This is a genomic window from Nocardiopsis synnemataformans, assembly GCF_965343085.1.
In the GTDB taxonomy this organism is placed as follows: domain Bacteria; phylum Actinomycetota; class Actinomycetes; order Streptosporangiales; family Streptosporangiaceae; genus Nocardiopsis; species Nocardiopsis alborubida.
Window position 1 is genome coordinate 23,849 of the sequence record NZ_CBDRFA010000026.1, and the last position, 14,124, is coordinate 37,972.

The following is a 14,124-nucleotide window of genomic DNA, read 5'->3' on the forward strand; positions in this document are numbered from 1 at the left end:
ATGGCCGCCATGGGCGCGTTGTTGCCCGTCAAGATCGCAACCATGATGCGGGATATATCGCGTTCGATCTTTCTTTCGCGCCGATTCTCCCACCATTTCATGACGTTTTCCTTCCAAGGGCAGAGAGAACAAGACTCGTCTATGTTGATAATGTGTGCGATGCCTACTTTTGGCATCGTAGCATCATTTTTTGCTGACTTTTCAGGGGTGGCCTCATGACCTGCAGTGGTGCGGAAATCGCCGAAATTAGCGCAGCTTCAGAGAAAGCATACAAGCTGCGCTTTCAGCATGATCAAGCCGATCGCGTCATGCGCCAACTGGTTTTGGCTACCGAGAATCGCTCAGTGTGGGTGGGGGTGGCCCCCGCACACCCCCGTAGCCCCAGTCTGACGTTCCTGCTGGCTCAGTAAGCAGGAACGAGAAGCGTGTGGTGGCTGTCACCGCACAGCGGTGAGCGAGGAGGAGCGCGGAAAGGTTGTGGAGGCGCCGGTAGGCGTGCCGTACTGTGTGGAACACGCCTTCGGTGCCAGGGGATGAGGATTGGTCTTCGGGGGCTGTGGTCTAGGTGCGCTCGGAGCGGACAGGGCTCTCCCTCATCTGCGTGAAGGAGGAGTACAGCTCAGGCCACCCCTGATCAGGCTCCAGCGTCTGGGCAGGCAGCCGCCCCTCGATAACGGCGAAACGCACACCCATGTGGCTGTGGGCTTCGGTTGCCAGCCAGCCTGCGCATGCTACATCGGTGGATTCGTCCCCGGGCTGACCCTTGTGGCAGGCGAACCAGGTGTCGCCGATAGCGGGTTGGTAGCCGCGGTCGCGGTCGGCGCAGCTGGGCGCCATGTGCTCGAATTGCTCCTCGGTGAATTGGGGTGGTGAGTCTTTGCGCCAAGGGCATTCGGTGCAGGGAAAGGTGCGGTGGGGTACGGTTGACATGGTCTTACCTCGCAGGGGGTCAGGAGCGCCGGTAGGGCAACACTGCGGTGAAGGTTCATCCTTTGAGTGCCTGATGGCACCGCGGGCAGGTCACCGGGGTGTAGGCAGGGCGCCGCAGAGCGACACGCCAGGCCCGGCGTTGGCAGGCGGTGTGCAGCCGTGAGGGTTCGCTGGCCTGTGTGCGGGCGGCGTGGACGTCGCCGTCACCGGTCCAGGCTCCGGTGATGCGGTGTGGAAAACTCTGGGATGCCATGATCCTCCTTCCTGTGTGAGCCATGGGTGGGAGCCGGAATATGGGTGCTTCAGGTCTGGTGTCACGGCCTGTTTTCTGTGCTTCCTTGGTCTTGTTCGGCCCAGGCGCGCACTTGGGGCCAAGGTAGGCGTAGCCCGTCTTGGGGCGTGCTCACCGCTTTCCAGAGCTCGCTGGTGTCTGGGGCCTCAAAGGACAACCCCGATCCGGGGCATTCCAGGGCCGCGCGCACCAGCGCCCGGTACAGGTCGCTCGGACCTCCGCTGGCATAGCCGTACCGGAACGTGCAGTGGCGGCTGGGATGAGGGATGCGGTCCAGGCGTCCGGATCGGTGACGGGCGAACACCAGACCGCTGAAATGGAGAGGGTCGGGGTCGGCCACGATCAGGGTGTCCTCGCCCCACTCGGCCACGACGTCCAAGCTGGCGGGCCACTCGGTGACATACCGCTGTCCCCCGGGCTGGGTGTAGAACGCCGTCAGTGTTCCGTCCCGGTCCTGCCCCACCCATACGGGCGGCTCCGCGTGGTCACCGCGAAGGCGCCGCCCGCGGCGGATATGTTCCAACGCGGTGGTGTCCACCTTGTCCAGGGAGTCGATCCAGGCGCGTGTGGCCTCGGCCCCGCTGTCGGTGGCGTAGGAGTCCTCGACCAGGTAGGGGCGTCGGGACAGCAGCGGGTCGTGGGGGTCGGCTGCCTTTAACGCTCGGGTGAGCAGGCTGATGGTGTGGGCGTAGACCTCTCCCATCGGCTGGTCGAGGCCCGTCTTCGGTTCGATCTCCAGCAGGTCGGCCAGGTCGGTGCGTACCGCGTCAGCATCCACGCGGGGCGCGTCCGCGGGCAGCTGCGCGTCCACGTCCAATGGCAGGCGGGGTGGTGCGGGGCGCACGGCCAGGTACCAGCCCTCTCCTCGGGTGGCTTGGCTTTCGTAGGTGGCCTGTTCGGCCTCCAGGTCATCGCGTGTGTCGGCGATCAGGAGGGCGAAGGCCGCCGGGTGGGTGGTGGCGAGGTCGTGGTGTAGTGCGGTGCGCAGGCGTTGCACGCTGGTGTTCCAGGTGGGGGTGGGCTCGGTCAGGGCGAGCGTTTCGCTGTGGTGGGCAGTGGCTGGGACGCGCGTTGCCAGGCAGGTTCCCTCAGGCCAGATGGGGAAGTTCGTGCCGGTCAGGCGGGCCAGGTCGGCCGGGGCCAGGACTGAGGCGCTCACCCGGGCCCGGGGGCGCACGGCCGCGGTGGCCGGTAGTTCGTGCCGCGGTCCAGAGCTGCGCAGCATGTCGGTCAGCACGCGTAGGAACCCGGTCCGGTGTTCCTCACCGGGTTCCCCGTGGTGAGGAGCGGTCTCAGCCTCCAAGCGGAAGAGCCGGATCGTGGGCTCGTGCTCGCTTGTACTCAGAAGGCTGTTGTGCACGGCGATGAGCGCATCCGACCACAGGGCCGCGCTGACTTTTTGGGCGGCGATCTGTGCCGCAGCGCGGTCGTCGAGCCCTTCCCATCCTGCGGCTTCGTCATCAAGGGCGCGTACCCACAGCAGCGGGCCGTGGGGGGTGTCGTAGCGCACCACGTGGACTCGCCGCGCAGAGTTCGTGGGATGGGTGACGATGCCCCAGTAGCTGATGGGGGCCTGTTCGGTGGCCTCGGGCACGGTGAACAGCCAGCCGATACCATCTGCGCCGGGTTGGGCGTCGCGGGGAGCGACGGGGGTCGTGGACCAGTGGTCGATGGTCTCGGCAAGCCACAGGGGTCCGCCATCGGCGTCGCGAGCGTCCGGCGAGGGCAGGCGGGTGCTCTGCTTGAGCATCCGGGCGTATCCCGGGGAGATGCCGCTGCGGCGGGCCAGCTGGGCCAGGGTGAACAGGGTGGGCGGCGCGGTCACCGAACCTCCTGCGCAGAGTCGATGGGCGGGGCCAGTGTCGGGGGCCGTGTAGGCCCGATCTGGAACCGGGTACTCGGGGGTCGGTGGCGGCCGCACCACAGGTGCTCGGCACACCCGGTGGGGCGAGTGCCCACCTGCCGGGTGTGGGTTTCGTACTCGCACCCGCACTGGCACAGTTCGGCGTTCACCGCGGAGTAGGTCATGGGCGTTCCTCGTCGCTCGGGGTGGTCGGAGCGGGAATGAGTCCTTCGCGCAGGAGCACCTGGTCGGCCAGCGCCAGGGAAGCCGCGCGGGTGCCGACGTCAACCTGGCGCGGGTCGTACCAGATCAGCGCGTAGAACAGGTCGGTGACGGTGTGGACGGCGGTGGCGTTGTCGGGATGGCGACGGTTCGTGCGGTGCTGCTCCCACCAGTGGCACACCGCGTCCACGTCGTGGACGCCGGTGACGTCCACGAACATCTGGTCTTCGGTGAGGGCGCCCATGTGCCACCAGTCGCCCCAGTCGTGCTCGTCACCGACGATGGCCGGGTACCAGGTGTAGCCGTGTTCGGCGGCCTGGTGGACCAGCGCCCAGGCCATGAGCGGGCAGGCCCCGTTGCGGAACCACAGGATGGTCTCCGGCGTGAGTTGGTCAGGGCGCGCCACCGTCGTGAAGGGCCCGTAGGTGAGGGTGATGGAGGAAGCCGCAGAGGTGGGGTGTTGGCCGAGAGGTGTCATGGGGGCTCCGTGGTGGAGGGGCTGGCAGGCGAGGAATGCGCAGGCCGTCGGGAACGGGCGAGCCTGATGCTCTTCGGGGTCCGTGCTCGTGCGCACCTGCGACTGAATATGACGTTTGCGCCTGCAACGAACGCTAGCACTAACGCAAACGCATGTCTCAGATGTCTTTCGTTTGCGCTTTTGCAAATTCCTTGAGCACGTCGAGCTCTGATGCCGGGAGAAGACAGGTCCAGCTGCTCTGCGTCACCTTTGCCCTGGCAGGAGGCCAAGCGGTGTAGCGGCACGTCCTGTCGCGACCGGATGAGGAGAAACCCCCACGCTGGGGCCGGTGAGCTGCTTGGCTTGCAACACAACGCCACCCCCGGCATCACCCGCTGTGCCTGCCTGGGGCCAGGAAGCGAAGGAGCCCTCCGTTGGCCAGTGCAAAGCCGCCCTCGTGGTCCATTCTTGCCCGCCGAGTGCGTGCCCTGGTGTGGGTGGGGGCGTGGGGTGTGGCGCTGCTTGGCGCGGCCGGTGCCGCCGCCACCAACGAGCAGATGATGGGCAGCTGGTACGTGGCGGTGTTGGCCCCGACCCTGGGATTGTGCGTGGTCGGTTTGGAGGCGTCCTCGGCCGCGGGATGGGCGCCAGGGCCGTTCAGGCCGGGCTTGGCCTGGTGCATGGTCGCGCTCAACACGCTCACCAGCGGGGTGAGCGCATGGCTCAGCACCGGGGAGGCGTCCGCGTTCTCGGTGGGAGCGGTGTTCGGGCTGGCGCTGGCCCCGGTGCTGGCCCACAGCCACACCGTGTGGCGGCTGCGTACCGCCCCCGTCTAGGACAGGCGCGTCTTGGCGTGTCAGCTACAGGGCTGGGGCACGGGTGCGCCCGAGGCGAGCACACCAGCACCGCGCAGCAGCCGCACCGCTTCCTCAGCGCGAACCTGCCCAGCGCAGGACAACTCCAGCCGCCGATGCTCGTCCTGCTCTGCTGTGGTGCTCGTCGGTGCAAACCCCGCGGCGGCGAGCTGTTTTCTGGCCGCGTCGAAGTTCTTCTGCTCTTGCGTCACGGCCCACACCTCCCATTCGCCCTCAGCGTAGGAAGTGGCGGGATGGGACGGGCACCGGTCGGTGCGGAACTCCCCACCGTCGTCCTCGCTGGCCCACGCACCGAGCAAGAACCGCACCTGCCACCCGCAGCGCTGAGCTTTTTCGGCCAGACGGGAAGCTGGTGCCGACAGCGCTTCCCCGCACTGGTCACAGACCAGCGCTTCCATCAGCTCGCGCACAACAACACCTTTCCCAGCAGTCTCGGGGGCGGGTTCTTCGGGGCTGTCAGCGTAACCCGGATGGGAAAGACCCTCGCTCTCCCATCAACCTTGCAGACCTGGTCAACTGTGAGCCCAGAGACGACGGAGAAACCCATGGTTCCCGTAGCTGGCTGCGTGCGGTGGCCATTCAGCGTCGCTGACGGCCTACGGGGAAGCAGATGCCCCTACACCTGCAACGCACGCATCGTTGCTCGGGGGACGAGCTCCGCCACCTGTTCCACCGTGTCCCTGTTCCCTGGACCGTCCCGCATCACTGCGGTCAGTTAGGTGAGTAACCGGCAGGTACCGGGCGGTCGATGACGACGGGGACCTAGCGTTCGAACAGACCCTCCTGCTGCACACGCGAAGGCGGGTGATTATGTCGAAAGGGCAGGGCGCGTCTTTGGTAGGTCACAGCGGTTGGATGAGCAGGTTGCTGGTCACGGCGCCGGTTGTGACCGTCACCGGTACCGCCCCCGAGCCGCGAAGCGATCCGTGTAGTGCCACGGCAACGTCGGCGTCGTAGCGTGCGATGTGGACCAGGGTCGCGAGCAGGGACGGATCGAAATCGTGTGGGGCACGCAGGAGGGCGTAGGCCATCCGCTGACCCCGGCGTGTGTAGCCGACGCATCCCGTGGCGTTGTAGCAGGTGGCGGTGAAGGTCGCCACGTGGTGCGCGAACACGGACTGCGCCCACCGGTACCCGTCTTGGTCGCGTGGAAGGTCGTCGGTGTGGCGAAGAAGCGTGCTGGCCAGGCTGACCAGATGCTGGTTGGCGTCGGTATCCCACGCGGTGAGGTAGCGCGGCTCCTCGTCGAGGTGAAGGGTCGGGTGGTCCACGGCGGCGGGGAAACGGTGGATGAGCACACGGCCCGCATCGACGCGCACGGACACCCACACGGCCTCGTGCGAGGGGTGGGCCGGCGGTGGGTTCTGGGAAGCGGGCACGCGCACGGGCATCAGCCTTTCACCCCCAGGGGCCTGTCCGAAACCCTGCCCGGGAACAACGTGCGCAGGTGCCCATCGTCCTGGGTGAGCTTGGGCGGTGGCTGCCGTCAGGATCGGTGGTGGGATCCTTCGTCGGCGCAGGGGTGTGGGTGCACGGTGATCTGTATCCGTTCGCCCTCGTGTACCTGCACCGTGGGTCCTAGGTCCTGCCACGGTGCCAGCGGCGTATCGGCTAGCACACGATCGTGTACCCGCGGGTCGATCTCGTCGCCCTGGTGTGGGGACAGAGCGTCTTCGATGGTGGAGGCTGCGCGTAGGGCGGCGAGGCGTTGACGCACGTAGTGGAAAGGCCACTGGGCAAGGAGTCCGGCCCACACGCGCGCCTGCACCCGTGAGGGGGACACGCTCAGATAGGACAGCCACGGTAGTTTGCCCGCGTGCCAGGGGTCGTTGGGGGAGCGCATGAGGATGGGGGCGTGGTAGACCGCACGCCCCCCTCCTGCGGCATCGATCGAGGCCACGAGGGTGTTATCGCCACCGCGTACGGCGGTGCGGACCAGGTCCAGCCAGGGCAGTTTCCCGTGGTGCAGCAAGACCCGGTCCAGGGACGTGACCATTCCGGCGCGAGGCACGGCGCACACCCCGCTGGACAGGGGTGGGCGCGCATCCTCGCTGGTTTCCACCTGCACGCGGGCCCGGCCGGGGGGTGTGAAGTGGGCGCGCACCCACACCGTGCCCTCAAGGTGCTCAGACGTCAGTCGTTCATCGTGGAGGCGATCGCTGAGGTAGGTGCGGGCCAGCGCGTCGGCGGCCACCCCCACCACCGGGTCCACCGCGAAGGTGTCGGCTGCGCGGACCAGGCGCAGAGCTCGGCTGGCGGCGGGAGGCAGGTCCTGGGCGGTGGCCATCTCCAGATACACCGGCAGATCCGGTCGGGCGATGTGTCCCAGTACCCCGTCACGGTCGTGGTCGGGGTGCAGGTACCGCACCAGTGCCAGCAGGGCTGCCCGCGGCACAGCGTGGGTGCGCTCGCGGGGCAGCCACGCAACGGTGTGCTCCACCGCGTGGGCCCATGCGCTGTCGTGGGAGGGGCCGAGCAAAGCGTGTCGCACCGCGTCGGGGAACACAACCACCTCCTGTGAGGGCGGGTAGCCAGACTAGGGTGTGGCGCTGGCCCCGCTTCGTGGCGGGTGCGGTGCGCAACGGCCAGCTCGTGCTACCCGCGCGCCGCGGCTTCGCCCCCACCTGCGAGAGGTCACAGTTCCTCGGACAGAGCGAACGCCGCGATCTGGCGCCACCGGTAGGTGTGGGTGTTGGCGTCCTGGGTCACATCCACCAGGTGGATGTGGCGCACGCGCCAGGTCGCGTGCGTGGGCCGTGTGCGGCGCAACGCGCTGGTAACGGGGCCTGAGTCGGCCGCGCGGGTGGCATACCCCGTGGTGATGTGCGGTGGTGGCGGTTGGTAGGCCAACGCGTTGGGGCCGAACACCGACGCGATAGCCCGCTCCGCGGCCTGTTGGGCCTGCTGCCACGGCTCGTCCGGACCCAGATCCAGCAGGGTCCCTGCTCGGGAGGCCAGGTGCGAGCCCGCCGTCGTGGTGAACACTGGCACGTGTGAGAACTCTGTGCGCGCTTGGGCGATGAGGCTGGCGAGTTCTGTCTCGGTGACCGAGGCCGTGCTGCGCCCTGCGACCATCTGCACGGTGGCGTGTAGCCACTGATCGGCCACGGGCGCGACGAGGCCGTCCAGGCTGGTGAGTACCTGGCGACCCCGAGCCACCAGGTCAGCCAGGCCCGGCTCTTGGGCGAGCTCGGGTATCGCGTAGAAGTGCAGCACTGTGTGCCCCGGCTCCCAGCGCGGGGTGTGGTGGCCGATGAAGACGTCCATGCTCCATGCTTTCCGTCAGGTGTGTGTGCGTGTACTCACGGGGGTGATGCGTACGGGCACACACTGGTGTCCCGCCCGTACCAGCAGCGTCAGTTCCTTGGTGAGCGCGTGCGCGCGCTGGTACGCGTAGCGGCGTACCGCCCAAAACGCGCAGGCCAACAACGCCGGGTCCATCGCCGCACCGCTGTGCACAGCGCTGAGCTGGTAGCGGCTTGTGTCCGCCAGCCCCAGCAGGCACCCGTCCTGGTGCAGGACGGCGACCAGTGGCCCAGAGCCCAGCCCGGGGTGGGCGAACGCATCGATCGTCGCATCCAGCACTTGCCAGGGGTCCGCGCCGGGGGTGGGCGGGCACAGCACCAGGTCGGCCATCTCCCGGTAGCGAGAGTGCGGCTCGTCGACGTCGATCACCACGATCGGCCTGTGCAGGTCTGGGGGCGGGGCGGCCAGAGGCCAGCGGCGCAGGACCACTTCGCGGTCATCGCCCTCCGCGCTCACCACCAGGGGGATGCGGGCTCGGATGATGCGGTCGGGGTCGGTGTGGGCGATCCCGGCCACACCGGCGGGCGCCACCAGGGGCAACGCCGGATCCGGGTCCAAGCCCGTGTGGGCGTACAGGCCGGTGAGGACCGCTTCCCCACCCCACTGGGCAGGCATGCTGCGTCGGCGGTGCGCGTGCTCGAACAGGTGCGCGTTGGGGCGTGTGGCGTCCGCGGCGAGCTGGGCGTGCACCGCCTCGCCGGCGTGCAGCACCCCCAACGCCGGGCCGGGGCGCTGCGGGGTGGGCACGGCCGTCATGGTGTGGCGGCCCATCCGGTGGGCGTAGGCGCTCATCGGCCCCTGATCGCCGATGACGTGGTCGGCGGCCACGATCGCGGCCTGCCAGCCCGCCTCGGCGGGCAGCAGCAGCGCCCCGGCCCGCAACAGCTCCCTGGCCCACCCCGCCATGGTCGTTGGTCCCCAGGTGTGCCACAGCCCGGGGTGCAGGGCCACCACGACCTGGTATTCGTCCACGGGCAGCTGCCGCACCAGCTGCTGTGGCAGGTCTGGCTGATGTGCCAGCAGGGAAGCGGGCCCCTGGTCGCACAGCACCAGGACCAGGGAGCGCTGGTCGGTGCCCCACTGGCGGCGGTAGTGCTCGCGGTGGCTGCGCCCGGCCCGGATCCGGTCCAGGGTCACATCCCCCAACAGGCTGTCGACCACCCGGCCAGGCCGGGCCTGGCCGGGTGAGGGCGAAGCGTAGACCTCCCACCGCACCGGGTTGTCCAGGGCCGGGCCGAGCACCACGTCATAGCCGCACCGGGCCCCGGGCCAGTCGAGTGTGGGCAGCGCGTCCACCGCCCGCCCAAGGCCCGTGCCCACGGTCAGGATGTCGACCTGTACACGCTCGTCCTGGCGCAGACGAACCAGCAGGTCATCGGCGCGATACAGCGGGATCCCCGCCCGGCGCACCAACCCCACACGTGCGGCCACAGCTCACTCCCCTCTCCCCGTCGGGGCGTGCGCGAGGCCTGTAGTACCGCGCATCTGGACCGGTACGCCGACCACCACGACCACCTCCACCTCGACCAAGACCCACATTCTCGTGCCTACCTCCAGCTACGGGGAAGGAGCGACCGTGCCCGGCTGGCGTGCTCGCCGGTACAGCAGGGCGGTAAGCGCGGCGATCACCACCAGGAGCACACCGCACACCACCATCCCGATCCGCGCCCCGAACACCTGGGCCAACCCACCCACGAGCAGACCGGAGAGCGCTTTGCCGCCGCTGCCCAACGCGAACCACAACCCCGCGATGCGGCCTTGGAGTTGCCCGGCGGCGGACAAGTTGATGAGCTGGGCCATGGTCTGGTGGGCGTAGGCACACACCGACGCCACAGCCAGCAACACCAACACCCCCCACAGGGCGGGGGCCACCGCGATGACGACGATCACCACCCCCAAGGCGGTGGCAACGCGCACCAGCAGTCGCCCCGAGGGGGTGTACCCGCCTCCTCCCGTGAGCAGTTGGCTGCTGATCCCGCCCACGGCCACAGCCGCCCCCGCCCACCCGAGCACCCGGGCTTCCTCATCTGCTGTGGTGGCGTACTCGGACAGCACCAGGAGCTGCGCGCCCGCCTGGAGGGAGCCCATGGCCATCATGCTCACGGCGGCGCCCAGCACGAGCGCGACCATCAGATGAGGGTCCGCGCTCACATGCCGCACGCCTTCCAGGATTCGTGCGCGCGCTGTGCGGGTCGCGGTGGTGGCCGGGCGGCGGTCCTGGGGGCGGATGCGGGCCAGGAGCACGATGGGCACCGTCGCGGCGACGGGCGCCAGCGCCATCACCGCTCCTACACCCCACACCGGGATGAGCAGCCCCGCCAGTCCAGCCCCGAGCAGGTTGCCTCCCTGCCAGGACAGGGAGTTCAGCGAGCCCCCGGATTTGCGGGGCTGCCCCCGGCCCGCGGGGTCGTCCTTGGGTAGGACCTCGGTGATCAGCGCGGCCTGGAGGGGGTTGCTCAGGGCGGTGAGCGTACCGCTGAGGAACAACAGCGTGTAGACGCTCCACAGTTGGGCGGTGTCGGTCAACACCAGGGCGGACATGGTCGCTGAGACCACAGCGCTCAGTGCCTGTTGGCAGATCATCGCCCGTCGGCGGTCCCACTGGTCCACGCGGGCTCCAAGCCAGGGGCCGAACACGATGGTGGGCAGGAACTGCACGGTGAGCACCATGGCTGTGGGCAGGGCCTGGCCGGTGATGTTCCAGACCAAGTAGGTCAGGGCGACGGTGTAAGCGCCCCCGGCCACATAAGAGAGGGATTTGCCCATCCAAAAGAGGCGAAACCCGCGAAACCTCAAGGCCAGGACCATCTGATACCAGGACCATGGGCTGCCGTTCACGGTTCCTCCCTCACACACGAAGCGGTGGCCTGAGTGCTCCACCTGTGGTGTCGGGCAGTTTTTGCCGACTGGGTAGTCATCGGTCCCTTTCCGGAGCAGGGATCAGTCGTGGGGTGCCAAAGCAGCGGCCAGAACACCCTCGTCATCCTGGAGTGGCATCCAGCCCGCGCGGGTCGGCGCCCGGCGGCATCCTGGGCTCACCGATGCAGCCGGGTAGTCAACGAGGGGTCGATCAGGACCGGAACCAGGTCCCAGACCAGGGCTTTGTGGTCGCTGGGAACCGACACCTGACGCAGCCCACGGGAAGCGGGCACCACGGACTCGGTGACGTAGACCCGGTCAACCGCGAACCCACCCTGCCCGGTCGGCGCGAGGAGAGCGGCCTGCTCTCGGGGGTCGGTGGTCAGGTCCGCGAGGTGCAGTGCCAGGTCGGTCCACCGGCAGCGGGCGAACAGCTCCGCGACGGTCCGGTCGACGACCTCATGACCGGGCGCTCCGATGTACCGGTAGGCGAGGTTGGCCGCGGGCAACTCCTGCGGGAGGGGCTCTGGAGGAGCGGCGGGGTGGTGCAATCGGGGCTGGTTGACGTCGCCAAGCACTACGGCGGCCTCGGCCTTGATGGCGCCGGGGGGTTGGGCGCGGTCCGCGACCCGGCGGGCTCGATCGTTGACCAAGGACGCCTGGTGCAGAGCGAGTGGGGCGCTTTGGTGGGACAGGTGCACCACCACGACCGACAGGGAGAAGGGCAGGCCGATGTCGAAACGCGCGGTTCCGCCGAAGCCCTGCCACGTGTGTTCGCTGCCCGTGATCGGTTCCCACTCCACCAGCTCCATGACGGCGGGGTCATAGAGCAGGCCGGTGGACCGGCCGGGTACGAACGCGTCATCGACCGCGGTGAGGCCGAGTCGTTCTTCGACCTCGCGCAACAGCTTTCGGTCGTTCTTAGCCCACTCATTGACCTCCTGGAACCCGACCAGGGTAGGGGAATGGGCGGCGATCGACTCGCACAGGGCGGGGAGTCGGTTGTCGTAGGTGCCGTCCGGGTTGTGGATGCCGGAGCGCCAGGCGTTGACAGACATGCAGCGCAGACTCGTGTTGGGCACGCGGTGTTTTCCTGTTCGAAGAACCAAAGGGGGCGTCGTGGGCACGTTCCGAGTGTCAGGACGTGGGGGTGGGTGTAGGATCCGTGTCTTCGTGCGCACTGGTTCCTGCGGAAACGTCGGCGTCCGGGCTTGATGCGCACTCGTCCTGTCGGCTGGGTGTGCGCACTTCGTCTCCGTGGCCGTCTCCCGCCGGGAGTGTGCTCTCGGGATTGTCGCTGGTCGTGAGACCGGTTGCGCGCTCACAACTGGAGTTGTGTGGACGGCGCTCATTTTCAGCGGACAGTGCGCACTCATTCGCGGTCCCTACAGTGGGGTCGGGGTTGTCGTGGTAAGCACTGGCCTGCAGGGTGAAAAGTTCGTGGTAGCGCCCCTGAGCAGCCATCAACTCCGTGTGAGTGCCGTGTTCGATGACCTGTCCCTGGTCCAGGACGTAGATGCGGTCGGCCATACGGACTGACGCCATTTTGTGCGTGATGAGCACGACGGCCGCGCCTGTGCGGTCGGCGTAGTTCTGGATCGTGGTGAAGAAGCGGGCCTCGCCCTTGGCGTCGAGGGCGGAGGTGGGCTCGTCGGCGATGAGCAGATCCGCCTTCCGGTATATGCCGCGGCCAGCGGCGATGCGCTGCCACTGGCCCCCCGACAGGTTGACGCCGGAGGCGAACGTGGAGTCAAGCAGCGTGTCCCATCCCTTCACCAGGGGGGAGACGACCTGGTCGGTGCCGCTTAACCGGGCGGCCTCCTCCAACCTGGCCTGGTCGCAATCCTGGGCCATGGTGACGTTGCGGCGCGCGGTCATCGGCCAGCGGGTGTGGTCCTGAATGATGACGCTGATGCGCTCACACACCCCGGGCCCCAGATCGACGTAGTCGACCCCGTTCCATTGCACGCTGCCGTGCTGGGGTTGGTAGAGACCGCCCAGCAGGCGGGCCAGGGTGGATTTTCCTGAGCCGTTCTCACCCACCAGCGCGATCGTCTCGCCCGCGTCCACGTGCACCGTCACTTCCTTCAGCGCGGGCTTTTTCCCGGTGGGGTAGGTGAAGGTCGCCTCCCGGACGTGTACCCGCTCCAGCTGTGCTGGAGGCGGTGCGGTGGCGGCTGGGGGCAGCTGGGCGCGGGCCTGGTCGCAAAAGTCAAGGAAGTCGCCGTAGTACAGACCACTCTCGTAGACCCGGTTGAGGGAGTGCAGCAGGTTGTGCATCTGTCCCTGGGCGCGTTGCAGGGCCAGCACGGCGGTGCCCACGGCCGCCAGCGGCATCCACCCCACCACCAGTAGCGTGCCCAAGGTGGCGTAGGTCAGGGCGGTGGCAGCTCCACCGATGGTCCCGCCCAGGGCGCGGATGCGGGTTTGGTACCAGGCCACGCCCAGCATGGCGTCGCGCTCGTGGTCGGCCAGGGCGGTGTAGTCGGCGAGCAGAGATTGGCGCATGGTGTAAGAGCGCAGTTCGGCAGCCGAGTCGCGGGCCGCCATGCGGTCGCCCAGGATCCACCTCCTGCGTCGTCCGGTGCTCAGGCGGCGTTGGGCGTCGTATTCCATGCGGGCGGCGCGGGTGGCCGCCCAGCCAGCGGGGACAACGCTGACCACCAACAGCGGGAGCAGGAGGGGATGCAGCACGGCCAGGACTCCGGCCAAAGACAGCAGTGCCACGACGCCGGAGAGGACCTCCAGGCAGGCGGTGACTAGGTGGGGCACCTCGTACAGGCCTCGGTCGCGGCTGCGATACATCGCGTCGGCCCAGTCCTCGTTGTCGAAGGCTTCCAGACGTGCTCTGGTGGTGAGGTCGAACAACTCCAGCTCGACCAGGCGTTCGGTTTGGGTGCCTAGGCGGGCCAGTGCCCAGTCCGAGACCAGGCGGATGGACCCGGACACGGCGGACACGGCGGCGACCACCGCCACCGCGGGCAGGGCGGCGCGCACCCGCTCAGCAAGAGGTCCCTCAGCCAGCAGGGCGTCGAGTACCCAGGTGACCGAGGCCAGGCTCACAGCGCCCAAGACGGCGGCCAGCGTGCTCGCTGCCAGTGCCAGGACCAGGTCACGGGGGTTGGCCTTCCACGCCCAGCTCAGTGCGGAGGCGGTGAGCGCGGGCATACGGGCGAGTTTGGTCCACAGGCTGGTGCGCACCAGTTCTGCGTCGAAGTGCCGCCATTTGGGGGCGGTGAGTTCCTCGTCCAGTCCAGTGTCGGAGGCGGCGGAGCCGTCATCAGGCGTAGGAAGTGAGGTCACGGATGAGCTCCAAGCGGGTGTCGGTGTGCAGGCGGGT

Annotated in this window: 13 protein-coding genes; 1 reads left to right on the plus strand and 12 read right to left on the minus strand. The window is 68.4% G+C overall.

The genetic code is table 11. The features are described 5' to 3' along the window. Positions 1 to 561 precede the first annotated feature (561 nt). The 4 genes from ACSIH6_RS16660 to ACSIH6_RS16675 all read right to left on the minus strand — a co-directional run bounded on the left by ACSIH6_RS16660 (position 562) and on the right by ACSIH6_RS16675 (position 3,765). The gene (locus tag ACSIH6_RS16660; RefSeq protein WP_435109214.1) at positions 562 to 930 is read right to left on the minus strand and encodes a DUF6283 family protein; all 369 of its coding nucleotides are present in this window, start codon (positions 928 to 930) and stop codon (positions 562 to 564) included. A 55-nt stretch (positions 931 to 985) separates the two neighbouring features. Continuing rightward, a complete protein-coding gene (locus ACSIH6_RS16665; protein WP_435109215.1) occupies positions 986 to 1,183 on the minus strand; it encodes a hypothetical protein in 198 nt (65 codons plus the stop codon). Positions 1,184 to 1,244: 61 nt separating this feature from the next. Further along, positions 1,245 to 3,047, minus strand: coding sequence for a hypothetical protein (locus ACSIH6_RS16670; RefSeq protein ID WP_435109216.1), 1,803 nt, complete (start codon positions 3,045 to 3,047; stop codon positions 1,245 to 1,247). A 199-nt stretch (positions 3,048 to 3,246) separates the two neighbouring features. Beyond that, positions 3,247 to 3,765, minus strand: coding sequence for a hypothetical protein (locus ACSIH6_RS16675; RefSeq protein ID WP_435109217.1), 519 nt, complete (start codon positions 3,763 to 3,765; stop codon positions 3,247 to 3,249). 413 nt (positions 3,766 to 4,178) lie between these two features. Between ACSIH6_RS16675 and ACSIH6_RS16680 the strand changes: the two genes are divergently transcribed. Next, complete coding sequence (locus ACSIH6_RS16680; protein WP_435109218.1) at positions 4,179 to 4,580, plus strand: hypothetical protein; 402 nt, start codon at positions 4,179 to 4,181, stop codon at positions 4,578 to 4,580. A 20-nt stretch (positions 4,581 to 4,600) separates the two neighbouring features. On the opposite strand, the gene ACSIH6_RS16685 is transcribed toward ACSIH6_RS16680, so the two are convergent. From ACSIH6_RS16685 to ACSIH6_RS16720, 8 genes are all read right to left on the minus strand, one after another. Beyond that, positions 4,601 to 5,029 carry a hypothetical protein gene (locus ACSIH6_RS16685; RefSeq protein WP_435109219.1) on the minus strand — a complete coding sequence of 143 codons (429 nt, stop codon included), beginning with the start codon at positions 5,027 to 5,029 and terminating at the stop codon, positions 4,601 to 4,603. 432 nt (positions 5,030 to 5,461) lie between these two features. Beyond that, the gene (locus ACSIH6_RS16690) at positions 5,462 to 6,010 is read right to left on the minus strand and encodes a hypothetical protein (RefSeq protein ID WP_435109220.1); all 549 of its coding nucleotides are present in this window, start codon (positions 6,008 to 6,010) and stop codon (positions 5,462 to 5,464) included. A 95-nt stretch (positions 6,011 to 6,105) separates the two neighbouring features. Next, entirely contained in the window at positions 6,106 to 7,125 is a 1,020-nt protein-coding gene (locus ACSIH6_RS16695) for a hypothetical protein (RefSeq protein ID WP_435109221.1), read from the minus strand. A gap of 128 nt (positions 7,126 to 7,253) precedes the next feature. Then, positions 7,254 to 7,886 carry a 2'-5' RNA ligase family protein gene (locus ACSIH6_RS16700; protein ID WP_435109222.1) on the minus strand — a complete coding sequence of 211 codons (633 nt, stop codon included), beginning with the start codon at positions 7,884 to 7,886 and terminating at the stop codon, positions 7,254 to 7,256. Between the two features lie 15 nt (positions 7,887 to 7,901). After that, on the minus strand, positions 7,902 to 9,356 hold the full coding sequence (locus ACSIH6_RS16705; protein WP_435109223.1) for a hypothetical protein: 1,455 nt from the start codon (positions 9,354 to 9,356) through the stop codon (positions 7,902 to 7,904). A 126-nt stretch (positions 9,357 to 9,482) separates the two neighbouring features. Then, entirely contained in the window at positions 9,483 to 10,733 is a 1,251-nt protein-coding gene (locus ACSIH6_RS16710) for an MFS transporter (protein ID WP_435109268.1), read from the minus strand. Positions 10,734 to 10,960: 227 nt separating this feature from the next. Further along, positions 10,961 to 11,866 (minus strand): endonuclease/exonuclease/phosphatase family protein, encoded by a 906-nt coding sequence (locus tag ACSIH6_RS16715; RefSeq protein WP_435109224.1) that lies wholly within the window; start codon positions 11,864 to 11,866, stop codon positions 10,961 to 10,963. Between the two features lie 55 nt (positions 11,867 to 11,921). Then, a complete protein-coding gene (locus ACSIH6_RS16720; RefSeq protein WP_435109225.1) occupies positions 11,922 to 14,087 on the minus strand; it encodes an ABC transporter ATP-binding protein in 2,166 nt (721 codons plus the stop codon). Positions 14,088 to 14,124: the final 37 nt, after the last annotated feature.